This window comes from Winogradskyella sp. PC-19 (assembly GCF_002163855.1).
Lineage (GTDB): Bacteria > Bacteroidota > Bacteroidia > Flavobacteriales > Flavobacteriaceae > Winogradskyella.
The window spans coordinates 1,904,726-1,930,241 of the sequence record NZ_CP019332.1 but is presented as its reverse complement, the minus strand read 5'-3'; the positions used below and the strand labels follow the sequence as shown (position 1 = coordinate 1,930,241).

Here is a 25,516-nt window from a genome sequence, read left to right as displayed (position 1 = left end):
TTTAGCAAGATATAGGAATTTTGCTAACGCGGTTTTGGTGTCGACCACCCTCAAATGCAGTATCTAAAAATGTATCTACCATTTTTATAGCTTGTGGAATTGCAGTATATCTTGCTGGAATACAAATAATATTAGCGTTATTATGCTGACGAGTCAATTCTGTAATTTCGTTAATCCAACAGATACCTGCTCGAACATTAGGATATTTGTTTGCAGTCATAGCAACACCATTAGCACTACCACAAATTAATATTCCGAAATCTACTTGATTTTCATTTACATCTTTTGCAACTGGATGAACAAAATCTGGATAATCTACACTATCAAAAGTATCTGTTCCATAATTATTTACAGCTATACCTCTAGATATAAGGTGTTTTACAATTGCTTCTTTATAATCTGGCCCTGCGTGATCGTTTCCTATTGCGATTTTCATAATATTACTAGTGATTTATATCCTCAAAGTTAACAATTGCTAGTAATTATTTATACTAATAGTTTAGTAACTTATACAAAACATATAACCTATTAAACTAAAAAAACCCTAAGATAAAATCTCAGGGTTTGATGGGGGTAATTTATTTTTGGGGATTACTTGTATAAGTTATCTAAAATTACCTTAATTACAATTACATCAACAAAAACCTCTAACCTTCTTTTTGAATCATTGTAATTTTAATCTATTAAAAAATCCTCTACAAAGAAACGGTGAATAAAGAATAAGGTGATAATAATAAATTATACTAACATATCATTAACCGATAAAAAACATATATATAGGTTAAAATGCGTAAATTCTACTAATAACTATCTTTTTATAATTTTTATGAAATTTTTAAAATACTGATGATAAAAACATTCATTACATGTTAATAACTGTTCACAAGTATTTAAAACAATAATTAGGTTTCTAATTTAATTTTTACAAACCAGAATTATAACGTAACCACCAAAAAAGTTAGCTTATTTTTTTAGGTGAGTTATCAGACTAAAATTTAGAGATACTAACTAAAAAAAAAGTTTAGTTATTAAAAATTTTATGTAAAATACAGTTATTAACAACTGTGAATAGTATTTACAAAATCTTTGATTTATAAGTCTTTAATGCTATAATAACTTGTTAATAGAAAACTGTAAGTCATTTTTACTACAAAAACTTTAAAAAGTTATACCTGTTATTAACACCCTATAATAACCATCATTTTATTTTTTAAATTTTAAAAGAAAAATGATATATATATTATAATTGTGGATAACTGAAATTTTTAGTTGATTTAACCTTAAAGAAATACCATTAAATATTAATAGCTTAGTTTTGTACCAAACTTAATATAATTACTTCGCTTGATATTAAGTTGATTTACAAAGAATTCCTGACACTTTCAGGAAAATGAAAATGACAAATAATTAAATGACAAAAAGAAGAAAAAAGAAATCCAAAAAAGGGATTTCAAACCTTACAAATACAATTCTTAGTATACTTAAAAAAGAAAGAAACAAATCCTTTAACTACAAACAAATAGCCGCTATACTTGGTGTTAACGACGCTAGTAGCCGTAATCAAATTATAAAAACTTTAGCTAAACTCACTTCAAAACAAGAGATTGAACAAGTAGATAGGGGTAAGTTTAAAGCTATTGTTACAGCTGAATATCACACTGGTATTTTTGATGCCTCATCAAGAGGAAATGGCTATATAATTAGTGATGATTTCGAGGAAGATATTTTTATAGCTTCAAATAATACCAACAAAGCTTTACATGGAGATGAAGTGGAATTTTATGCATACAAACGTAAACATCGTGGGAAGCAAGAAGGAGAAATTACAAACATACTTAACCGTGCTAAAAGCGAGTATGTAGGCACGATTCAGATACAAGAAAAAAAGAATTTCGCTTTTGTAGTTTGTGATAGCAACAAGATGTATAAAGACATTTTTGTACCAATTAACAAAATAAATAAAGCAGAAGATGGTGATAAGGTATTAGTAAAACTAGCCGATTGGCCAGAAAAAGCCGATTCACCTTACGGAAAAGTTATTAAAGTTCTTGGGAAACCAGGAGAACACAGTACAGAAATTCATGCCATTTTAGCTGAGTATGGTTTACCATTAGAATTTCCTCATGACGTTGAAGAATATGCTAATAATCTTGATATTTCTATAACACCAGAAGAAATAAAAAAGCGTCGAGATATGCGTAAAGATTTAACCTTTACCATTGATCCAAAGGATGCAAAAGACTTTGATGATGCTTTATCTTTTAAAGTTTTAGATAATGGTTTGTTTGAAATAGGAATTCACATTGCAGACGTATCACATTACGTTAAACCAGACACTATTTTAGATGACGAAGCTTATGAGAGAGCAACGTCTATATACTTAGTGGATCGTGTTGTACCAATGTTGCCAGAACGTTTATCAAATGGCGCATGTTCATTAAGACCACATGAAGAAAAATATACATTTTCTGCTGTGTTTACAATGAATGATAAATGCGAAATAAAAGACGAATGGTTCGGTCGTACAGTCACATATTCAGATGCACGTTTTGCTTACGAAGAAGCTCAAGCTATTATTGAACAAAATTCACAATTTTCTGTCACTTCGAGCGCAGTCGAGAAGTCTCAAATAAATACAACTATACCGCAAGAAATTTCTTTAACAAATAAGGAATATAATACAGAAAATGAAATTGCTGAAGCTATTCTGGTTCTAGATAGATTAGCAAAAAAAATGCGTTCGCAACGCATGCGAGAAGGTGCTATTTCTTTTGATAAGGTTGAAGTAAAATTTAATCTAGACAAAGAGGCAAATCCAGTAGGTGTATTTTTCAAAACTAGTCGAGATGCTAATAAATTAATTGAAGAATTTATGTTGTTAGCTAACAGAAAAGTTTCAGAATTTATTGGAAAGCAAAAACCAAAAAAGACATTTGTATATCGTGTTCATGACGAGCCAGACGAATCTAAATTAGCACAATTACAAACTGTGGTAAGTCGCTTTGGTCATAAGCTTAATTTTAAAGACAAAGCAAGTGTATCATCATCTTTAAATAATTTACTAAAGGATGTTGTTGGTAAAAAAGAGCAAAATTTAGTCGATACATTAACCATTCGCACAATGTCTAAAGCAGAGTATACGACGCAAAACATTGGACATTATGGTTTATCTTTTGAATATTACAGTCACTTTACATCTCCAATTCGTCGTTATCCAGATGTTATGGCGCATCGCTTATTACAGCACTATTTAGATGGAAATAAATCTGCTAACGAAGATATCTACGAAGAAAAATGTAGACATAGTAGTGATATGGAAAATTTAGCTACTAAAGCAGAGCGTGATTCAATCAAATACATGCAAATTCGTTTTATGCAAGATCACCAGGACGAAGAGTTTTTAGGTGTAATTTCTGGAGTTACCGATTGGGGTATTTATGTAGAGATTATTTCAAATAAATGTGAAGGTATGGTAAGTGTTCGTGACATGAAAGATGACCACTACTACTTTGATCAAGACCAATATGCTATGGTTGGTAAAAACACTGATAAAACATATCAATTAGGAGATGAGGTAGTTGTAAAGGTTAAGAACACTGATTTAGTAAAAAAACACCTTGATTTCTTCTTAGTTGGTAAACCAGAAGAATAGTATGCCGTTGTAACAAAATACTAGCAATTCTGACATATATTGTAACTATAAAACTTAGTAAATTATGAAATCAGAAATGTGTTCAGCTTGTGGTTCGTCAAAAATTATGCATGATATGAAGATTGTAGACTTTGGTCATGGCAATGCTAAAAACGATTTATCAATAGAAATCAAAACAACAGATAGAATTCTTTTTAATAAATTTGAAAAAGGTGCATTAAAAGCACAGATTTGTGGGTCTTGTGGTAAAGTAGATTTATCTATAAATAACCCACAAGATTTATGGAATGCTTATCAAAAAACTAAAAACTTATAATTTATACCATGATATTAACAACAACAAACTCTATAGAAGGTTTCAAAATAGCGGATTATTTAGGAATAGTTACTGGTGTTGCCATCAATGACCAAACATTAGCTTCTGGTTTCAGTACATCAAAGTATTATAAAAAAATTCAAGAAAGTATTGATACTGTTAAGGAAAAAGCGTTTCAAAATATTCAAGAAAACGCTAAAAAATTAGGAGCAAATGCTATTGTTGGCATTAAGGTAGAGATTGAGTTAACGACGACTAATTATCCTGTTGTTTCTGTAACAGGTACAGCTGTAAAAGTGTTGGTATAAATAATTAAAACTGTAACAACTCGTTTATTATACTATCTGTATAACTATAAACAACAATTTTTATGAAAAAAATAATCACCATCCTTTTAGTTGTAATAACTACAACACTATTTGCTCAAAGTCCAATCGTAAAGCAAATAGGAGAGTTTACAGAAATTAAAGCCTTTGACTTAATTAACGTTACTATGATAAAGTCAGATAAAAATGAAGTTGTTATAGATGGCGCTAATAGAAGAAATGTTCAAGTTTTAAACAAAAACGGAAAACTTAAAATCCGTATGGAATTTGAAGAATCGTATGACGGAAACGATACAACTGTGATTTTATACTACACATCTGTAGATATCATAGATGCTAATGAAGGTGCGGAGATTACCGTAAAAGGAACATTAGACCAATTCGATATCAAATTCAAAGCCCAAGAAGGTGGCGAAATTACTGCTAATGTAAAAACGACTTATACGGATGTTAGAGCCGTTACAGGAGGAATTATAAATCTTACAGGAACTTCAAAAAATCAGGATGTAACTATCTATACTGGTGGAGAATATAATGGAGAAGAGCTTATAACAGAAAGTACAGAAGTTTCTATTAATGCTGCAGGAGAAGCTAGAGTTAATGCTACCGAATTTGTCGAGGTTAGAGTCAGAGCTGGAGGCGATGTTTACATTTACGGTGATCCAAAAGAAATAGACGAAAAAACTGTACTTGGAGGTCGTGTAAAACGCATGTAAGCATTTTCCTTATTCTTATTTTCTTTACTACATTTGTGTAAACTAGTGATGTTTACATGTTTGATGATATATTAACAGCCATACCGTTTGGGATAATCCTTGCATTTACGATAGGTCCAGTATTTTTTGTACTGCTAGAAACTAGTGCTACAAAAGGATTTAAAAGTGCATTAATATTTGATTTAGGCGTAATATTAGCAGACATTGTATTTATCTTAGTTGCTTTTTTTAGTACTAATAAATTGGTCGAAAAAGTAAAAGACGACCCAAGTTTTTTAATATTTGGTGGCGTTTTATTGATTGTCTATGGCGTTATTTCATTCGTAAAAACATCAAAATCTTTTCGGTCTATTGTAAGAGAATATCATAAAGTAGAGATTAAAAAAGGCTACGGAAAACTCTTTATCAAAGGGTTTTTACTAAACTTTATTAATATTGGTGTGCTTTTAGGTTGGTTAGGTTTTATTGTTATTGGTACCTCTTTGACAACTTCAGAAAATGGTACCATTGTTTTTGTTGCAACCATGCTAACCACATATTTTGTTACTGATTTAATAAAAATAGCAGCAGCAAAACGCTTACGAACAAAACTCACACCTCGTCGTATTTTCAAAACCAAAAAAATCGTTGCTTTAGTGATTTTGGGTTTTGGAGTTTTATTATTGTCTCAAGGACTTTTCCCAGATATGTACGAGAAAAGCAAAGAACAGATTGAGAAGATTAATCCTGTAAAGAACTAATAAGGCAATTAAAAGCTTGTTTTATCCCGTTAATATTTACTGATAAAAGTATATATTAGTTATGATATAACTAGTTATGTTGCATTTGGATAAACAAACGAAATGAATAAATCAGATATAAAAATTCAATATGTTTTTGAAACAATTCCATCAATCCTATTGAAAAAATTTGATTTGCTTGGAATTACTAATTTACAAGAAGTTTCAAATATCGCTATTCTGGAATTTTCTGAAATAAAAGGAATTGGTGCCTCAGTGGTTTCCAAACTTAAAAGTTATCAAGATTATATTGAACACAATTTAATTGACTTGATTGAATTACAAGAATCGAAGACCAAACAATATTCTATCCCTTTAGATTACCCAAATTTAAACCCAGACTCGTTTATTGATTTAATTAATGAAACTGTCAGTGACTACTTAAATTTAGGAAATAGTGATTTGCTAAAAGGAATTATTAATCATTATTATGGTCTTAATAGTTCTGATAAATATACTCTCGAGGAACTTTCTGATTATTATCAAAAAACGAGTGAGCGAATTAGACAACTCAAGGTATTAACCTTAGAAAAAATCGACTCTTTTCTCTCAAAAGGAACAGATGAAGAATTAAGATGTAATTGCGTTAATGAACTATGCAATAACTATGTGAAATTAAAGAAAGAGGTTTTTGAGCAAAAAATACTTAGTAGAGAGACCTTAATAGAGTTTTTAATAGAAAATTATTCTTACAACAATAAAAATGGTGAAGTAATTAATTTAATTATAGACTTGTTTTCGTTACACATATGTGGTAAAGTGGAAACTTATTTTACAACTGCTGATATCCTGATTATAGATAAATCAGAAAAGAAAAAATTTCTCAAAACAGCTGATTTGGTTCTACGAACACTAAAAAAATCAATTTCACCACTAAATGAGATGCAAGTAATTATCAACTGCAAGAGAAAAGCTAAAACTATTGCTAATAAAGATATTATCAAAGCCATCGAGATTCTGCCAGAAATAGAAATGATACAAAATGGAGATATAAATTTATATCAAGTGAAATTTGAGTTTTTATCGAGTGCAAGTGATAGAGCTTACCGTGTATTAATTGAAAATGGAGATACAATGTATATTGACAATATTGTATCAGAAATAAATCGCAGATTAATTCATTCTAATACTTCAAAAATATATGATAGGCATAGTTTGGCAATTGCCTCAGACAATAGATTTACTTCTCTTGGTAAGACTGGATATTGGGGACTGAAAATTTGGGGAAAAAATTCTGTCAAAATTGAGCTACTCATAAAAAAGGCATTGTACAAATTAGATAAACCAAGTAGTTACGATGAAATTTATCAAGAGGTAATCAAAGAGAGACCTAAATTAAAAGAAAGTTCTGTACGCTCTCTAATAGGAAGAGATTGCCTGAAAGTTGAATCTGAAAAATGGATACTGCCTGAGTGGAAACAAAAGTATTCTAGTCTAGCATTTGCGAAAAGAAAAAAACGTGAGGTTACCCACGAGCCAGAATATAGAATTGAGCAAAGATTAAAAGTTATTGAGTACTTAAATCAAAAACAGTCTAAGCAAGCATTAGCATCTGAAATCATCAAAGCTTTACAACCTTTAGATAAGCATTTTACAAGAGTTTCTTTTTATAAATTATTTGAACAAACTGAATATTTTATAAAATCCAAAAATGGTAATAGAATTGTAATCTCGTTAAAACAACAAGGCTCAGAAAATTTAGCAATAGATGAATTTAACTGGCAGTCAATTAAAGAAAAACTTTATCGTGATTTAAGAGATTCTTTTGCTGACCAAACTTCGCCAAGTTATTCATTTGATTTGAAGCAAGGTATTGAATTGTTTAACGAGTTAATTGCTTACAATACCGGTATTAGCGAGTTCGATGGACTTGACCAAAGGTTATTAGGCAACTTAAACAAATTTTACCTTTCTGCATCTGATAGAGTAGATAAACTAAACTATTTAAAACAGTTTCTAACTTGTCTAGACCCTTTATTAAAGAAAATTCTTTTTTTAATAAACAATCCTGATTATAACTTTATTACATCAAACAAAAAGGGATTGGGAGCTGTGATTGATAAACTCGATAGAATTGACCCAACAGAAGAAAGGTATAAGGATTTTAGAAACGCAAGAAAATATAGATTCGGTAAACACATACAAACTTCTTACTACTATAGAAACAATGACACACATTCAGCAAATGACTGGACTGAATTAGAAATTGTCAATATAATCACTAGTTGTTTTATAGTTTACATTTTCGCTTGTTCAGAATACTATAATGAAATTAAAAACGAAATAAACGCAACATAACAATGGCTATAAGTAATTGCTTGTTCTCGCCTACTTTGGAAATTCATGCGGAATTTCCAACTTGGTGTGTACTTGCAAAGTTAATCGCTAAACCACGCAACTACTCATAGCCGAGACCGTTCAATTAAAGAAAACCGATAAATTTGAAGATAAAAGGACTTTATGAAACTCATTTATTTGTAGAAAACCTTCAGCGTTCAGTTGATTTTTATAAAGATACACTTGGTCTAAAGCTTTGTCGTTTTAGTAAAGAACGAAAAATTGCTTTCTTTTGGATAGGAGAAGAGAAACAATTTATGTTAGGCTTATGGGAAAAGCCAAAAGAAGAAATTGATATTAGGCATTTTGCATTTGAATGTGACCCACTTTGGGTACAGAATGAATCTTTAGATTTCCTTAAATCACAAAACATCAAATCCTGGAATTTTCTTAATGATGGAAGTGAAGGTCCAATGGTTTTCGTTTGGATGCCAGCGATAGCAATTTATTTTAGTGATCCAGATGGTCACGAATTAGAATTTATAGGCGTTTTAGAAGGCAAAACAAAATCAAACGAAGAAAACAGAATAGTCACCTACGACGAATGGTTAAAAATTAAAGACTAAAAATCACCCACCTAAATTTTCTTAAAATTTTAAAATAAAAAAATCCCCAACAATCGTTGAGGATTTTTAGAGGTGTCGAGCGGATTCGAACCGCTGTAGATGGTGTTGCAGACCACTGCCTAGCCACTCGGCCACGACACCCTAATTAGGACAGCAAATATAAAAATATTTACTGTTTTACCCTATTTACTATGCTTTTTTCGTTTTTGGTTCATTTTAATAGTGACCATCTCAACGTCACCGCCAATTGGTGGGTTTATCTTACTTACACAAATAGTTGCTTTTGAAACCATTTTGTCTTCAGAAAAAATACGATTTAATACACGTTGAGCTACAGTTTCTAAAAGCTTAGATGGCATTGCCATTTCCTCTCTAACAACCTTATTTAAAAACACATAGTCAACAGTATCCTTGAGTTCATCAGATTCCGCAGATTTTTTTAAATTAACTTTAACCTCTAAATCTACGCGGTAATCACTACCGATTTTAGTTTCTTCTGCTAGGCAGCCATGATGAGCAAAAATGCGTATGTTTTCAACTTTTATTATTCCCATAAAGCAAAAATAAAACTTATAAAATCTATAGCGTCTAACTATCTATAAAAATCTCTAGCGTTTAATTGGTAAACAAATCAAAAATGTTACTTAATGCACTGGTTTTTGCTTTAAAAAACTCAGTGTAAGAACATTTTTTGCATGTTACGGAAGTAAATTTTTTATTCTGGACATCAAATATTTTAGATAATGTGCCACCAGTTGCACGCATTTCTCCAACTTCGTAGCTGGTATTATCACATTTTGGACAGATATAACTCATAACATTAGGTTGTTTTGGTTCGAGCTATAAGTAGAAAAACAAAGGCTTTTGTTACATTTTTATGTAATTTTACACTTTAAATTTTTGTAATGTCAGAAGAAACAAAATCACTCAATTTTATTGAGCACATCATAGAAGAAGATTTAGCTAATGGTTTACCAAAAGAAAATCTTCGTTTTCGTTTTCCTCCAGAGCCAAACGGTTATCTACACATTGGCCACACAAAGGCTATAGGTATTAGTTTTGGTCTAGGTGAAAAATATAACGCACCTGTTAATCTTCGTTTTGATGATACCAATCCTGCAAAAGAAGAGCAAGAATATGTTGATGCAATCAAAAGAGATATCGCATGGTTGGGTTATAAGTGGGAGAACGAATTGTACAGCTCAGATTATTTTCAGAAGCTTTACGATTGGGCTGTTTTAATGATTAAAGACGGCAAAGCCTATGTAGACTCTCAATCTTCTGAAGCTATGAGAGCGCAAAAAGGGACGCCAAAACAAGTAGGTACTAACAGTCCATACAGAGACAGAACTGTTGAAGAAAATCTTGAACTTTTTCAAGGCATGAAAGATGGGAAATTTGAAGCTGGCGAACACGTTTTACGTGCAAAAATTGATATGTCTGATCCAAACATGTTAATGCGTGACCCATTAATGTATCGTGTTATGTATGCACATCACCACAGAACAGGAGATGATTGGTGTATTTACCCAATGTACGACTGGACACATGGCGAGAGTGATTACATCGAGCAGATTTCTCATTCACTTTGTTCTTTAGAATTCAAGCCACACAGAAAATTATACGACTGGTTTAAAGAGAATGTATACGACTACTCAAAAAATCAGTTGCCAATGCCTCCAAAGCAAAGAGAATTTGCGAGGCTAAATCTTAGTTATACAATCATGAGTAAGCGTAAATTATTACGCTTGGTAGAAGAAGGTATTGTAACAGGTTGGGATGATCCGCGTATGCCAACTATTTCTGGCCTACGTCGTCGTGGATATACACCAAACTCTATACGACAGTTTATAGAAAAAGTAGGTGTTGCAAAGCGTGAAAACGTGATTGATGTTTCGCTTTTAGAGTTTTGTATTCGCGAAGATTTAAATAAATCTACAAACCGCGTTATGGCGGTTTTAGACCCAGTAAAAGTTATAATTACCAATTATCCTGATGGAAAAGAAGAGTGGTTAGATGCAGAAAATAATCCTGAAGATGAGAATACAGGTTCGCGTCAAGTTCCTTTTTCAAGAGAAATCTATATTGAAAAAGCAGATTTTAAAGAACAAGCTGGGAATAAATTCTTTAGATTAAAAATAGGAGGCGAAGTACGTTTGAAGAACGCTTATATCATACAAGCTAACGATGTTGTAAAAGACAAAGAAGGTAATGTCACAGAAATTCACTGTACGTACTCTACAGATACAGAAAAACGTGTTAAAGGAACACTTCACTGGGTTTCTGTAAAACATGCAATTACAGCAGAGATCAGGGAATATGACCGTTTATTTATGGATGAAGCTCCTGATAGTCATAAGGACAAGGATTTTATGGAGTTCATAAACCCAAATTCTCTGAAAGTAAAAACAGGATATTTAGAACCAAGCTTAGCAGAAGTAGAAATAGGAGAGCGGTTTCAGTTTCAGCGTTTAGGATATTTCAATGTCGATAACGATTCTAAGTCAGGCGCTTTGGTGTTTAATAAAACTGTTGGTTTAAGAGATAGTTGGGCAAAGCAAAAACCACAACAAAACCAAAATCAACAACAAAAACAACCTCAGCAAAAGCGCAAGGCTATCAGTGTTATCCAACAATTAGGAAAAAAGTACACTAATTTGCCTGAGGAAAAACAACAAAAAGCAAAAGCTGAAATACAAACCTTAGCCAAAGATGTTGCTTACGAAGAGTTAGAGGCATTATTTGGCACTGCAGTAAAAAAAGCAGGCACACGTGTCGCAGTTTTGATTGCGTTAAAAGAACAGCTTAAAAACGGCTTAGAACGCAATGCTAATATTGACGATTTTATAGCAAAAGCAAAAGATGATAAAAACGAAATATTAGTTGCTGAGGCAAATGAAATAGCGTAAGATATTCTCTTAAAATGATAAGATTAAAAAACCTCTAGGAATACTCTTAGAGGTTTTTTTGTACTTTTAAATCATACTAACTAAAAATCAAATCAAATGGAATTTAATTATTTAGCAATAGCGGTTGCTGCTGTTGTACCTCTAGTTTTAGGATTCTTATGGTATAATCCAGCTCTTTTTGGGAACGTTTGGATGCGAGAATCTGGCATGACTGAAGAAAAGATGAAAAGCGGAAACATGGCTGTTATCTTTGGTGTATCACTCATTTTTTCGGTTTTATTATCCTTTTTTCTACAGTTTTTAACCATTCACCAAACTGGTGCTGTACAAATGATTGGTGGCGACCCAACTGTTGAAGGTATCTTACCATCTTTTCAAGCGTTTATGGACGACTATGGTACTAATTTTAGAACTTATAAACACGGCGCATTACATGGTTTATTAGCTGGAATATTCATTGTATTACCAATTATGGGTACCAACGGCTTGTTTGAAAGAAAATCATGGAAACATATTTTTATAAACGTTGGTTACTGGACACTTGTACTTACAATTATGGGAGCAATCTTATGTGGATGGGTTTAGATTACTTATAATAAAAATAAAACCCTCGAAGTTGTACTTCGAGGGTTTTTTATTTTAAAAAAGTTAATGAACACTATTCTTCTTTTTTGTTGTTTTTAGCGTTTTTCATAGCCTCACCAATCTGGTTACTAGCCGTAAAACTAGCGACCATATCGTTAAGCATATTACTACCTGCTTGCGGAGAGTTTGGTAACAAAATAAGATTACTGTTAGTTTCTTGACCAATTGACTGAAGTGTATCGTAGTGCTGTGTTACAACAATAAGCGCAGAAGCCTCTTGGGAGTTAATACCCACTTTATTTAGCACCTCTACAGACTCTTCTAATCCGCGAGCAATCTCACGACGCTGATCAGCAATACCTTGACCTTGTAAACGTTTACTTTCGGCTTCAGCTTTTGCTTTTTCGACAATTAAAATACGCGCAGCATCACCTTCAAACTGTGCAGCAATCTTTTCGCGTTCAGAAGCGTTAATTCTATTCATGGCTTCTTTTACTTGAGCGTCTGGGTCAATATCTGTTACAAGCGTTTTAATAATATCATAACCGTAGGTCATCATAGCTTCATTTAGCTCTGCTTTAACCGCAATAGCAATATCGTCTTTACGAACAAAGACATCATCAAGTTTCATCTTTGGAACTTCAGCACGGACCACATCAAAAACGTAAGATGTGATTTGATCGTGTGGATAATCTAGTTTATAGAACGCCTCATAAACCTTTTCTTTAATAACCTTGTATTGAACGGATACTTTAAGACGAACAAATACGTCATCTAAAGTTTTGGTTTCGATAATAACATCTAATTGTTGAATTTTCAAGCTAAGCCTACCTGCAATTCGTTCAATCAATGGAATTTTAAATCTTAGACCCGCATGACTTATTCTAGAAAATTTTCCAAATCGTTCAACTATAGCAGCTGTTTGTTGTTTTACGGTAAACACTGCTCCGAGTAAAATAACGACTCCAAAAAAGGCAAAAGGAATGTAATAGTAAGGTTGCATAATTTATATTTTTAATGGTTAATGAGATACGAAATGAAACTAAATTTAAGTTATATTTTTAGACTTGTCGACTTAATTGAAAAATAAAATTGATTGACTAAAGTTTTTCTTAGGTTTGCTTTTAAATAAACCCCAACTACTATGAAAATAAAATCATTACAAACATTTGTCGTCTTAAGCCTACTTTTTGTTACAATTAGCTCGGCTCAAAATTACCGTATCCAAAACGGTATAGGAGTTTATGGAGGTTTAACACAGTTCGATATTGATACAGACAATTTTGCTACAGAAAAAGGAAATGGTTGGATAGTTGGTTTGGCTGCAACTGTTGATATACCGCACCGTTGGTATAATGTGAGTTACAACATTCAGTTAGGGGAAAACAAATTGGGTATAGCCGCTTTACCTCTTGGCGGTACTCAGGCAGAATTTGTTGATTATAAAATATTTACAGCGCAGATAGCTTTAGTTGGCCATCTCAAACTCATAAAAAAATACTTGACTTTAGATGCTGGACCAATGCTACAATACAACAGTGATTTAGACCTTGAAGACGAAACAAAAGAAACTTATATCATTGACGGTTTTAATACCATAAGAGCAAATGACATATTAGAAATCTCTAATTTTAATGTTAATGCAACAGTTGGTTTGACCGCTGGTTTTGACAGTTTCAAGATAAGAGGACAGTATATTTATGGCTTTACAAACATTTTAGGAAAACTAAATGATAAAACATTCTCTGAAGATGTTGATTTTAAAGGCAATCAGAACATGTTTGTTTTCTCTGCTATGTTTGTGTTTTGATTTGTAAATACTCAGCATTCATTTCTTCATCTGAATGTCATTCTGAGCCAAGCGAAGAATCTGAATAATTTATATCGATTTAATTAAATTGTCTATACGCTTTACAGTTTCGTTTTTACCAATCATAAACATGATATCAAAAACATCTGGTCCTTGAAGCGCTCCAACTAAAGCCAATCGCAATGGCATCATGACTTTCCCGAAACCAATTTCGTTATCTGTTATCCAACCTTTAATATTCGTTTGAAGATTTTCAACTGAAAAGTCGTTAGTCTTTAATACAAGACCTTTTACAGTTTCCATAATTTCAGACGTACCTTCTTTTAATGCTTTTTTAGAAGCCTTTTCATCATAAGACGTTGGTGTCGTAAAAAAGAAATGACTTAATCCCCAAAACTCATTAACAAACGTTGCACGCTCTTTAATCAAACCAACAACTAAAGCAATATAGTTTACGTCAATTTCTGATAATTCAGCATGAAGCGCTTTAAACTGTTCAGCTAAATTTAAATCTAATTGTTGTTGCATGTATTGGTGGTTAAACCATTTCGTTTTGTCAGGGTCAAAACGTGCACCAGCTTTGTTTACACGCTCTAAATCAAACTCTGAAATCAAGTTTTCAAGAGAAAACAACTCTTGTTCGGTTCCTGGATTCCAGCCTAAAAAGGCTAAAAAATTAATGACAGCTTCAGAGAAGTACCCATCTTCTTTATAACCTTTTGAAACAGTTCCGTCTGGAGCTTTATATTCCAAAGGAAATACTGGAAAACCTAATTTATCGCCATCTCGTTTACTCAATTTCCCTTTTCCTGTTGGTTTTAAAATTAAGGGTAAATGCGCAAATTCTGGCGCTTCCCAACCAAAAGCATTATACAATAATTTATGTAAAGCCAAAGACGGTAACCATTCTTCACCACGAATAACATGAGTGATATCCATTAAATGGTCATCAACAATGTTAGCTAGGTGATAGGTTGGCATTCCGTCACTTTTAAATAAAATTTTATCATCTAAAACATTGGTGTCAATTTTAATATCTCCACGAATAATATCTTTTAGATGAAGCGTCTCGTCCTGAGGTGACTTAAATCTAACCACATAATTTTCGCCTGCATCAATTTTAGCCTGTGTTTCTTCAGCAGTTAAAACTAATGAGTTTACCAAACGGCCTTTTTCGCGATTGTGCCAGTTGTAAATGAAAGTCTTTCCTTCAGCTTCATGCCCTTTGCGTTCAGCGTCTAATGCTTCAGCTGTATCAAAAGCATAATAGGCTTTACCTTCAGTAATTAATTTATCGGCATATTGTTTATATAAATGCTTTCGTTCACTTTGTCTGTATGGCCCGAATTTTTCATTTTTTCCTGGCCCTTCATCAAAAGGAATATTACACCAATTTAGTGCATCAACTATATAATCTTCAGCACCTTCAACATAACGGTTTTGGTCGGTATCTTCAATGCGTAAGACAAAATCGCCACCATGTTTTTTTGCGAATAAATAGTTGAAAAGCGCAGTTCTTACACCACCAATATGTAAAGGTCCTGTTGGACTTGGTGCAAAGCGCACACGTACGTTTTTAGACATAGCTATAAATTAAAGCGCAAAGATAGTTTGATAATTGAAGCCAACAAAAAAAGCTCCTTTAATTAAAAGAGCTTTTAGTATAATTAGTTTTTATTATTTAACAGCCTGTATCTACAACTAAACTTACGTCTCCTAAACTAACACAGCCAGAGGCTATGTTTTCAACTCTAATAAAAAGAGTTTGAGAACTGACATCAGTATTAGAAAAACCAGCAGAATCAATTGGGTTGACTCCAGATTCTGCATCAGCTTGTGAGTTATAATACGTTATGATAACATCGTTATTGGGGTTTTCATCAGCTATTTGTGTATCTATAGTACTTAAATTAAAAGCAGCTAATCCATCCGCATTAACATCACATTCAGTCAAAGATAAATCTGCCGGAATTATGGGAGATTCGTTAACCTCTAAAGTTAACAGGGCTATATCTAGGTTTCCTGTATTGTTGTCAAAAATTCTAACATGCAATATCTGCGGGTTTGTAGTATTGGTAAATAAAATTGGAAGTGGGCTTACATCATTAAAGGCGTCAGCTTCAGTTAGATGATATGATATTTGAAAAATGCTCGGGTCATTACCATTTAAGTAAAAAGCATCCATACTACTAAGATTAAACTCAGCAAAACCATCGTTGTTATCGTCGCAAACCTCTAGCAAACCATCATTAGGGCTTGTAACCACATTGTTAGGGTCGTTAGGGTCATTTTCATCACTAATTCCAGTTGGCACCAAATTAGTGCTAGGGTCGTCAATACCTGTTATCTCCTCACAATCAGTTAATCCATCGTTGTCAGTGTCTAAATAATTTAAGAACAAGAATGTACTAGCAATTCTTGTTTGACCAGTAATGCTACTTGTTGCTTTTACAAATATTGTTGGATTTAAAACCGCATCCGCAAATGGAAGTGTATAAGGCAATGTTATAGAGTTGATTTCTGATGTTGCGTCTGCTTCAGTTTCATAAAACACATAATCTGTGTTTGGCACATTGTAAATGTTGGCAAACAAAGCACCAAAATCATAAGTCACAGGTTCACAACCATTACCTCCAGTTTCTGCATCAAAAAGATTTAAATCGTTAGCGTCCAAATAATTTGCAATACCATCGTCATCAGTATCGTCATTGGTTGGGTCGTTATCACCGTCGTAATCTTCATTTATGGTGTTTATGCCGTCGTTGTCATCATCCTCATCTAAATAGTTAGGAATACTGTCACCATCGGTGTCATCATTATCTAGATTACCATCACCATCGACATCCTCTAAAACATCAGCGATAGAATCGTTATCCGCATCATCAAAAGCCGTACATGCACTAAATTCACCTAAATCTATTGTTGTTGTATTCGCATCAATAGTTCCTGTAATAACTTCAGTAGATTGGTCGTTCTCCAAATCAATACCCGTTAAAGAATAGTCCGAAGCACCACAACTGTTAAAGGTGTAATCGATTGCCCCATTAGAAACAGGAATAAGTTGTGACTGACCATTAACAAAAAATTGAACGTAACCATTCTCAATAGCATTACCGTCACAGTCTAAAAACGTTCCTGATAAGGTGACATTATTTTCTAATTCAACAATAATAGTTGTATTGGTATCGCTTGAAAATGGGCCAATAGTAGTCGTAAAAGGTGAGTTTTGGCACAAGCTACTATACACACTAACTGTAAGCTCTTCGTCAGCAGGTACCAAGCCACATTCTACACCGGCATTGTTTGTATAGCCATACGTCCCGGTAATATTTAGTAATTCTGAATATAAATCCAAAGCTGTATTTGGCAACAGATTGCCATTAGTATCCTGAAGTGTTATACATAAATTTATTGACGGATAAGGAAAATCATAGTTCCAAAACGAAAAGTGACTTACACTACCGATGTAGAAATTACCCTCTAAAGTAGCCTCTCCTTCTTCAATCCAATAGCCTTTTTCATCGTCAAAATTCCATAACGGCATTATTGTAGGAGGATTTATAGTGTTATTTGGTAATGGGATTTTAATCTGCGCAGTACTATTATCAGCAAGCTGAAGCGATTCATCTCCAATTGAAAACAATTCGACAGCCAACATGCCATAAGTTTCTAAAGCAACCGGACCACCGTTGGAGTTTTGTGCGAATAGCATTCCAGGCATCATCATAGTCATATCACTATCATCAGGATTTAAATGTTTTAGAACAACCTTAACATCGCCATTATATTCAGCGCCGTTTTCTGTCTGAAAGTTACCATCAAAAGTTACAGAAGCACCATTTCCTAAATTAACCTCAGCTATTACACCAGAAGAAATGGTTGCAGTAATATCTTCTTTCAATAACATTATTTCAACTTGATTTACCTCAGTAATTGACGGTACTAAACTCCTAGAACCGTCTATATAGCCAGCTTTTCTTGCAGTGATGTAGGCAAAGTTTTCAAAGGCATTAGCGTCTTTAATAGAAAAAATACCAAATGCATCTGTGGTTGTCGTTGTAGAACCAATTATGATTGATACACCTTCGAGAGGCATTTTGTCTTCATCAACAATTCTCCCAAAGAAATCAGCGGTAACTTGCGAACCAAAATTTTCTTCAAAATTTACAAGAATTGGTGTTGGGTCTTCACCATTTGGTATACTTAAATCTACGGGTTCGTTGACACAAGAAAAAAAGAGAATTAAAAAACAAAAAGAAAGGTATTTAGTAAAGGTTTTCATGTTTGATTGATTGAATAATAGTTTGTAAATGTAAGAAAATCAGACGTAATGGTTAATTCACCAATGGTTTGAAGTATAAATATCTAGAATCTAAACTTTGGTTAACTTAGTATCATGCTTTTTGGTACACGCTTATTCATAATCTTAAACCAAAGCGGCGGTAGCATAGCCAATACCATTGATGTTGGATAGCCGAAGGGCATTTGAGGACTTTCGTCATGGCAGTCTAATATTTGATATTTTTTTGAAGATTTATAGTGGTGATCACTATGACGTGTTAATTCATATAAAACAATGCGCCCAATAACGTGATTTGAATTCCATGAGTGCATCTCTCTTACACGCTCATACCTACCCGATTTTGTTTGTAAACGTAATAAGCCGTAATGCTCGATATAGTTTACCGTTTCTAATAAAATAAACCCAACGACTCCCGAGGCTAAAGCAAAAATTAATCCAGTTGAACCAAAGTAAAACGAAACCATAACTAAATAGGTAATTTGAATTAAGCTATACCAAAGCATGTCATTTTTAATGCCAAAAAATGAACGCGAATTATTTCTCAATAGCTTCATTTGAATATTCCAAGCATTAAAATATTGACGAAATGTTGAGGTTAACCAAAATGAATACACGGACTGATTATACCTTGCCGTTGCTGGGTCTTCAGGAGTAGCTGCATGCAAATGATGCCCATAATTATGCTCTATGAAAAAGTGCATATAGAAACTCGGAATAAGCAGTGCTTTGCCTATAAAACGTTCATTTGTAGTCTGTCTATGACCAAGTTCATGAGCAACATTAATCCCATTAACTCCTAACACAATTCCGACCGAAATAATTAGCCCCACAAACTCATAGGTTTCAAGACTAAAACTTGTAACTACAAACAAACCGTAAGCCACTAAACCAAAAACGATAGGTAAATTTAGGTACAAAAGCCAATCAAAAAGTCTTTTCTTTAATCGACTATCAACTTCTGATTCAGAAAAATTATCTGTATCTACAGGAAATATTAGTTCCAAAACAGGAATGCATACAAATGCAAATATTGGCGTTGCCCATACCCAATACCCTTGAAGATATAAACCTAAAAAAGCAAACAAAGGAATTGAAAACGCGGCTAAATATTTGAGGTCTTTCATAGGTATTTAAAGAGTGTTTGTTTAAAAAATGATGAAATTGAATAATTTTGACCCAATTTAACACCAAAACAGTCTAAATTAACAGAAACTTATCAAATTTATGAAATCGTCACTTAAAATAAAATTGTAGATTAGTAAGTTATTGAAGTCAGCATGAGCAATTTTAAGACCATACAAGTCAAATTACAGCAGTTTATCAAGAAATTCTACACAAATGAATTACTTAAAGGTGCTATTTTGTTTTTTGCTATTGGCGTCCTTTATCTAATGATTACACTCTTGATTGAGTATTTATTATGGTTAAACCCTACAGCTAGAACTATATTGTTTTGGGCTTTTATAGCGGTAGAATTAGCACTCTTTACAAGATTTATAATTATCCCATTAGCAAAACTTTTTAACCTTCGAAAAGGTATTGACTACGAAACAGCTAGTAAGTTAATCGGGAATCATTTTCCTGAGGTGGATGATAAACTGCTCAATGTGCTACAACTTAATCAAAACAACCAACAATCCGATTTATTACTAGCAAGTATCGAGCAAAAATCAGCAGAATTAAAACCGATTCCATTTCAAATGGCAATAAACTTTAAGTCTAGCCTTAAGTATTTAAAGTACGCGGCTATTCCTGTTGTGATTTTGCTTTTATCATTTATAACAGGTAAAATAAATTGGTTTAGTGATAGTTACGAGCGTGTTGTAAATTACCAAACAGCTTACGAGCCACCAGCTCCATTTCAGTTTTTTGTAGTTAACGATAAGCTTCGGGCCATTGAGAATAAAGACTTTACACTTATCGTAAAAACAGTTGGTAATATTATTCCTGACCAAGTGCAAATAGATTACAAGAATCAAACGTACTTTTTACAACAAAATATACCAGGAGAGTTTCAATATGTCTTCAGTCAGCCTAAAGAGGACATAACATTTTCTCTCTTAGCTAACGATGTGGTGTCTAAAGCGTATGAGCTAAATGTTGTAAATGTGCCAACATTAGTTGGTTTTGATATGATTTTGGACTATCCAAATCACACTCAAAAGCGTGATGAAATTTTGAAAAGTACAGGCAGTGCTGTCATTCCAGAAGGCACAAATATTACCTGGAGTATTAACACCAAATCAACCTCTGACGTTAATATTTATTCTAACGATACAATTTCATTTACCAGAAACGACTCAGGAGTGTTTGAAGCCTCAAAACGACTATACAGAAATTATAGCTATAGTATTAATACAAGTAATGAAAATCTTACCAATTACGAGAGTCTAGCATTTTCTATTAATGTGGTAAAAGACGCCTATCCAGAATTAAATATTAAGGTAGAAAAAGACTCTGTAGATCAACAAAGCCTTTACTTTTATGGACAAGTAAGTGACGATTATGGTTTGCGTAAGTTGCAGTTAGTCTATTATTCATCAGATAACGAAACTCAGAAAAAAGTGATTCCAATTAACATCTCTAAGTCTAATTTTTCTGAATTTGTAAGTGCATTTCCTGACCAGTTAGACGTCAAAGACGGCGTTGCTTATAACTTGTATTTCGAGGTTTTTGATAACGATGCGATTCACAACTTTAAAAACGTAAAAAGTACCGTGTTTAGCTATCGCAAACGCACTAGAGACGAAGAAGAAACAAAGCAACTTAACGAGCAAAACGAGACTATAAAAAATATAAGTAAAACGTTTGAAAAACTCGAAGAGCAAGACAAAAAACTTGAGGAACTTTCTAAAACTCAAAAAGAAAAAGAAGCTTTAAATTTTAATGATAAAAAGAAATTCGAAGAATTCCTTAAGCGTCAAAAACAGCAAGAGCAGTTGATGAAAAACTTCAACAAAAAGCTGCAAAAAAATTTAGAAGAATTTCAAAAAGAAAAAGATGAAAAAGGAGAGAAGGACGAGTTTAAAGAAGATCTTAAAGAACGTTTAAAAGAAAATGAAGAGCAACTCAAAAAAGATGAGAAATTACTCGAAGAGTTAGAAAAAATGACTGAAAAGATTAACAAAGAAGAGTTCAGTCAAAAACTAGAAGAATTAGCTAAGCAGAATAAAAACAAGAAACGCAGTATGCAACAACTTTTAGAGTTGACAAAGCGTTTTTATGTCACTCAAAAACAACAGAAAATTCAAAAAGAATTAGAAGAGATTTCTAAAAAACAAGAAGAACTTTCTGAAAAATCGCCAAAAGAAAACACTAAAGAAGCGCAAGAGAAATTAAACAAAGAATTTAAAGAAATTCAAAAAGCTATTGATGAGTTAATGAGTGAAAATAGAAAGCTCAGAAAACCTGAAGATATAGAAAGAGATAAACCTACGGAAGAAAGTATAAAAGAAGACCAAAAAGAAGCAAAAGAAAGTCTCGAGAAAAGTGAGCCACAAAAAGAAAGTGAAATGCAAAAAGCAAAAAACAAACAAAAGGCTGCTGCAAAAAAAATGAAGCAACTTGGCAAGATGATGAAACAATCTATGATGTCTGGTGGTGGCGGTGGACCAAAAATAGAAGAAGATGTCGAGATGTTACGTCAAATACTAGATAATCTTGTACTATTCTCTTTTGATCAAGAAGATTTAATGGAACGATTTAATGAGATTGATATTAACCATAACCAGTATGGCAAATTCATTATCAAGCAAAGCACACTAAAAGAACATTTTGAACATGTAGACGACAGTTTGTTTGCACTCTCATTAAGAAACCCAAAAATTTCAGAAAAGATTAATTCTCAGATAACCGATGTCTATTTCAACATCGATAAGAGCTTAGGTCAATTAACCGAAAATCGTATTTATCAAGGTGTGTCTTCACAACAATACACAGTCACAGCAGCAAACTCTTTAGCAAACATGTTAAGTAATATTTTAGACAATATGGAAATGTCTATGAATATGCAACCAGGGCAAGGCGGCGAAGGCGAGATGCAACTCCCAGATATTATTATGAGTCAAGAGGAGCTTAATAAAAAGATGGAAGAAGCCATGAAAAAGATGCAAGAGGGAGAAAAGCCTGGTGAAGGCGAAAAAGGAGAAAAGGGCGAGAAAGAAGGTGAAGAAGGAAAAGACGGAGAAAAGGGCAAGAAAGAAGGCGAAAGTGGACAAGAAGGTCAACAAGGAAAGAGTGGCGAAAAAGGAGGACAAGAATCTGGAGGTAAAGAAGGAGAAGGAAAACAGGGTGAAGGAAACCAAGGTGAAAATGGAAAAGAAGGAAAAGGTTCAGAAGGGAAAAATGGTAAAGATGGTAAGAACGGAAAGAATGGCGATGAAGATGGTGAAGGAGAAAAAAATGATGGTTACGGCGAAGGTGGTAGCGAAGAGTTCAATGGAGAACTTTATAAAATATATCAGCAACAACAAAAGTTAAGACAAGCACTTCAAGATAAAATAGGAAAAGAAGGCAGTCAAGGTAACGCGGGCGATTTAATAAAGCAAATGGAAGAAGTTGAGCTTGACCTTATCAATAAGGGATTTACCAACCAGACACTTCAAAAGATGATGGATTTGCAGCATCAGTTGTTAAAAATGGAAAATGCTACATTCACTCAGGGAGAAGATGAAAAGCGTGAATCCAAAACAAACAGAAAAGAATATAATAGCAAAACAAACAGTCAAATACCAACAGCAAAACAATATTTTAATACTACCGAAATATTGAATAGACAAGCCTTACCTTTGCGCTCGCAATTCAAAAAGAAACTGCAAGACTATTTTAAGAGTACAAATGATTAGCTTTAATTACGAAACTGACTTTAAACTTGAAGGCGAAAATAACTTTTCACAATGGATCTCCGATTTAATAAAAGAGGAAAATTGTGGGGAAGGCGAAATCAATTATATCTTCTGTTCAGATGACTATTTACATAAAATCAATGTAAATTTTTTAAACCACGACACGCTTACGGATATAATAAGTTTTGATTACTCCGTAGGAAAAGAACTACATGGAGATATTTATATCTCTGTAGATAGAGTTAGAGACAATGCAAATGATTTTGAAGTAGTTTTTTCCGAAGAGCTTTCTAGAGTTATGGCACATGGTGTTTTGCATTATTGTGGCTATAAAGATAAGTCTGAAGACGATGCTAAAGAGATGCGCTCAAAAGAAGATTACTACTTATCTAAGCGTATATAATATCCACATTTTCAGCGTATATTTGCAAACTGAAAATTTTAATCACAATAATGTTCCACGTGGAACAATAAGAATATAGATTATGTTTAACGAGGTTTATGATGTTATAGTTGTTGGTGCCGGTCATGCTGGTAGCGAAGCTGCAGCTGCAGCTGCCAATATGGGCAGCAAAACATTGTTAATTACGATGAATCTTCAAAACATTGCGCAGATGTCTTGTAACCCTGCTATGGGTGGAATTGCAAAAGGACAAATCGTTAGAGAGATTGACGCTTTAGGTGGTTATAGCGGAATCGTTTCAGACACATCTGCAATACAGTTTAAGATGCTAAACAAATCTAAAGGACCTGCTATGTGGAGTCCAAGAGTTCAGAGCGATAGAATGCGTTTTGCTGAGGATTGGAGAATACTCCTTGAAAACACTAGAAATTTAGATTTTTATCAAGAAATGGTTTCTGGATTGATAGTTAATAACGGTAAAGTCGAAGGCGTAAAAACATCTCTTGGAATTGAAGTAAAAGCAAAATCAGTAGTACTTACTAACGGAACATTTCTTAATGGGCTAATCCATATTGGAGAAAAGAACTTTGGAGGAGGAAGAGCAGGAGAAAGAGCAGCAACAGGAATAACAGAGCAGTTACTAGATTTCGGCTTTGATTCAGGTAGAATGAAAACAGGAACGCCACCACGTGTTGATGGAAGATCTTTAGATTATTCTAAAATGACAGAGCAACCAGGAGATGAAAACCCGGATAAATTTTCTTATTTGGATACAACTCAACCTTTAAAAAATCAACGTTCTTGTCACATGACTTATACCAGTCAAGAAGTACACGATTTATTAAAAGAAGGTTTTGATAGGTCGCCGATGTTTAATGGAAGAATTAAAAGTGTAGGCCCAAGATATTGTCCATCAATAGAGGATAAGATTAACCGATTTGCAGACAAAGACAGACACCAATTATTTGTAGAACCTGAAGGCTGGAATACCTGCGAAGTTTATGTCAATGGATTCTCTACATCGCTACCCGAAGATGTTCAGTTTAAAGCATTACGTTCTGTAGTCGGTTTTGAGAATGTGAAATTTTTCAGACCAGGCTATGCTATTGAGTATGACTATTTTCCACCAACCCAATTAAAACATACACTAGAAACTAAGTTAGTCGATGGTTTATTTTTCGCTGGACAAATTAATGGAACTACGGGTTACGAAGAAGCAGCTTCTCAAGGGCTAATGGCTGGAATAAATGCTAGTTTACAAGTACAAGAGAAAGAAGCTTTTACCCTTAGAAGAGATGAAGCTTATATAGGGGTTTTAATAGATGATTTAATTACCAAAGGTACAGAGGAGCCTTATCGCATGTTTACTTCTCGAGCAGAATACCGAACGCTTTTAAGGCAAGACAATGCCGATTTTAGATTGACGCCAAGAGGCTACGAATTGGGTCTAGCTTCAGAGCAACGCCTGAGAAGAATGGAAGAAAAGCAGAGTAAATCTGATAATTTCGTTCAGTTCTTTAAAGATACCAGCGTAGAGCCAAAAGAAATAAATCCAATTTTAGAGGCCAAGAACTCAGCTCAAGTAAGGCAAAAGGACAAGATGTTTAAGTTGTTTGCAAGACCTCAAATCAGCATGTCTGATATGCGAAAAGTTGCCTCTGTGAACTCATACATTTTAGAAAATAACTTAGATACTGAAATCCTAGAACAAGCAGAGATTCAGGTTAAGTATGCTGGATATATTGAAAAAGAAAAGAGTAATGCGGATAAACTTCAGAGATTAGAAAATGTAAAAATCCCTAAGGGTTTTGACTACTCAAAATTACAATCTATGAGTTTAGAGGCAAGAGGAAAATTAAGCGATATTCAGCCAGTAACTGTTTCACAAGCATCAAGAATTAGTGGTGTTTCACCTGCGGATATTTCTGTTTTGTTAGTGTATTTAGGACGATAATATAATGATGTTCCAC

20 protein-coding genes and 1 tRNA gene are annotated in these 25,516 nt (G+C 33.4%); 13 read left to right on the top strand and 8 right to left on the bottom strand.

The window, feature by feature from the left end; genetic code table 11:
- Position 1 precedes the first annotated feature (1 nt).
- Positions 2–436: a ribose 5-phosphate isomerase B gene (gene rpiB, locus BTO05_RS08800; RefSeq protein WP_087492311.1), complete on the bottom strand. Its 435-nt coding sequence runs from the start codon at positions 434–436 to the stop codon at positions 2–4.
- A 975-nt stretch (positions 437–1,411) separates the two neighbouring features.
- Here rpiB and rnr point away from each other — a divergent pair.
- The 7 genes from rnr (at position 1,412) to BTO05_RS08765 (ending at position 8,692) form a co-directional block, all read left to right on the top strand.
- Entirely contained in the window at positions 1,412–3,652 is a 2,241-nt protein-coding gene (gene rnr / locus BTO05_RS08795) for a ribonuclease R (RefSeq protein ID WP_087492310.1), read from the top strand.
- 64 nt (positions 3,653–3,716) lie between these two features.
- Complete coding sequence (locus BTO05_RS08790; RefSeq protein WP_087492309.1) at positions 3,717–3,968, top strand: hypothetical protein; 252 nt, start codon at positions 3,717–3,719, stop codon at positions 3,966–3,968.
- Positions 3,969–3,976: 8 nt separating this feature from the next.
- Positions 3,977–4,276, top strand: a complete 300-nt coding sequence (locus BTO05_RS08785; protein WP_087492308.1) for a heavy metal-binding domain-containing protein — start codon at positions 3,977–3,979, stop codon at positions 4,274–4,276.
- A gap of 62 nt (positions 4,277–4,338) precedes the next feature.
- A complete protein-coding gene (locus BTO05_RS08780) occupies positions 4,339–5,010 on the top strand; it encodes a head GIN domain-containing protein (protein ID WP_087492307.1) in 672 nt (223 codons plus the stop codon).
- Between the two features lie 56 nt (positions 5,011–5,066).
- Complete coding sequence (locus tag BTO05_RS08775; RefSeq protein ID WP_087492306.1) at positions 5,067–5,750, top strand: LysE family translocator; 684 nt, start codon at positions 5,067–5,069, stop codon at positions 5,748–5,750.
- Positions 5,751–5,852: 102 nt separating this feature from the next.
- Positions 5,853–8,087: a hypothetical protein gene (locus BTO05_RS08770; RefSeq protein ID WP_087492305.1), complete on the top strand. Its 2,235-nt coding sequence runs from the start codon at positions 5,853–5,855 to the stop codon at positions 8,085–8,087.
- A 143-nt stretch (positions 8,088–8,230) separates the two neighbouring features.
- The gene (locus BTO05_RS08765; protein WP_232459725.1) at positions 8,231–8,692 is read left to right on the top strand and encodes a VOC family protein; all 462 of its coding nucleotides are present in this window, start codon (positions 8,231–8,233) and stop codon (positions 8,690–8,692) included.
- Between the two features lie 70 nt (positions 8,693–8,762).
- Here BTO05_RS08765 and BTO05_RS08760 read toward each other — a convergent pair.
- The 3 genes from BTO05_RS08760 to BTO05_RS08750 form a co-directional block, all read right to left on the bottom strand.
- Positions 8,763–8,833 (bottom strand) — tRNA-Cys (locus BTO05_RS08760).
- Between the two features lie 41 nt (positions 8,834–8,874).
- The gene (gene folB / locus BTO05_RS08755) at positions 8,875–9,246 is read right to left on the bottom strand and encodes a dihydroneopterin aldolase (protein ID WP_087492304.1); all 372 of its coding nucleotides are present in this window, start codon (positions 9,244–9,246) and stop codon (positions 8,875–8,877) included.
- Positions 9,247–9,307: 61 nt separating this feature from the next.
- Complete coding sequence (locus BTO05_RS08750; protein ID WP_087492303.1) at positions 9,308–9,508, bottom strand: zinc ribbon domain-containing protein; 201 nt, start codon at positions 9,506–9,508, stop codon at positions 9,308–9,310.
- An 89-nt stretch (positions 9,509–9,597) separates the two neighbouring features.
- Here BTO05_RS08750 and BTO05_RS08745 point away from each other — a divergent pair, with 89 nt between their 5' ends.
- Positions 9,598–11,601, top strand: coding sequence for a glutamine--tRNA ligase/YqeY domain fusion protein (locus BTO05_RS08745; RefSeq protein ID WP_087492302.1), 2,004 nt, complete (start codon positions 9,598–9,600; stop codon positions 11,599–11,601).
- A 96-nt stretch (positions 11,602–11,697) separates the two neighbouring features.
- Entirely contained in the window at positions 11,698–12,186 is a 489-nt protein-coding gene (locus BTO05_RS08740) for a DUF1761 domain-containing protein (protein ID WP_087492301.1), read from the top strand.
- Positions 12,187–12,259: 73 nt separating this feature from the next.
- On the opposite strand, the gene BTO05_RS08735 is transcribed toward BTO05_RS08740, so the two are convergent.
- A complete protein-coding gene (locus tag BTO05_RS08735) occupies positions 12,260–13,189 on the bottom strand; it encodes an SPFH domain-containing protein (RefSeq protein WP_087492300.1) in 930 nt (309 codons plus the stop codon).
- Positions 13,190–13,330: 141 nt separating this feature from the next.
- Here BTO05_RS08735 and BTO05_RS08730 point away from each other — a divergent pair, with 141 nt between their 5' ends.
- A complete protein-coding gene (locus tag BTO05_RS08730) occupies positions 13,331–13,996 on the top strand; it encodes a hypothetical protein (RefSeq protein ID WP_087492299.1) in 666 nt (221 codons plus the stop codon).
- Between the two features lie 69 nt (positions 13,997–14,065).
- On the opposite strand, the gene gltX is transcribed toward BTO05_RS08730, so the two are convergent.
- The 3 genes from gltX to BTO05_RS08715 form a co-directional block, all read right to left on the bottom strand.
- Positions 14,066–15,580 (bottom strand): glutamate--tRNA ligase, encoded by a 1,515-nt coding sequence (gltX, locus tag BTO05_RS08725; RefSeq protein ID WP_087492298.1) that lies wholly within the window; start codon positions 15,578–15,580, stop codon positions 14,066–14,068.
- Positions 15,581–15,677: 97 nt separating this feature from the next.
- Complete coding sequence (locus tag BTO05_RS08720; protein WP_087492297.1) at positions 15,678–18,278, bottom strand: hypothetical protein; 2,601 nt, start codon at positions 18,276–18,278, stop codon at positions 15,678–15,680.
- 101 nt (positions 18,279–18,379) lie between these two features.
- The gene (locus BTO05_RS08715) at positions 18,380–19,423 is read right to left on the bottom strand and encodes an alkane 1-monooxygenase (RefSeq protein ID WP_087492296.1); all 1,044 of its coding nucleotides are present in this window, start codon (positions 19,421–19,423) and stop codon (positions 18,380–18,382) included.
- Between the two features lie 153 nt (positions 19,424–19,576).
- Between BTO05_RS08715 and BTO05_RS08710 the strand changes: the two genes are divergently transcribed.
- The 3 genes from BTO05_RS08710 (at position 19,577) to mnmG (ending at position 25,500) form a co-directional block, all read left to right on the top strand.
- Complete coding sequence (locus BTO05_RS08710; protein ID WP_087492295.1) at positions 19,577–23,143, top strand: DUF4175 family protein; 3,567 nt, start codon at positions 19,577–19,579, stop codon at positions 23,141–23,143.
- Positions 23,136–23,546: an rRNA maturation RNase YbeY gene (gene ybeY, locus BTO05_RS08705; RefSeq protein WP_087492294.1), complete on the top strand. Its 411-nt coding sequence runs from the start codon at positions 23,136–23,138 to the stop codon at positions 23,544–23,546. Before BTO05_RS08710 ends, ybeY begins: the two co-directional genes overlap by 8 nt.
- 82 nt (positions 23,547–23,628) lie before the next feature.
- Entirely contained in the window at positions 23,629–25,500 is a 1,872-nt protein-coding gene (mnmG, locus tag BTO05_RS08700) for a tRNA uridine-5-carboxymethylaminomethyl(34) synthesis enzyme MnmG (protein WP_087492293.1), read from the top strand.
- The last annotated feature ends 16 nt before the right edge of the window (positions 25,501–25,516 follow it).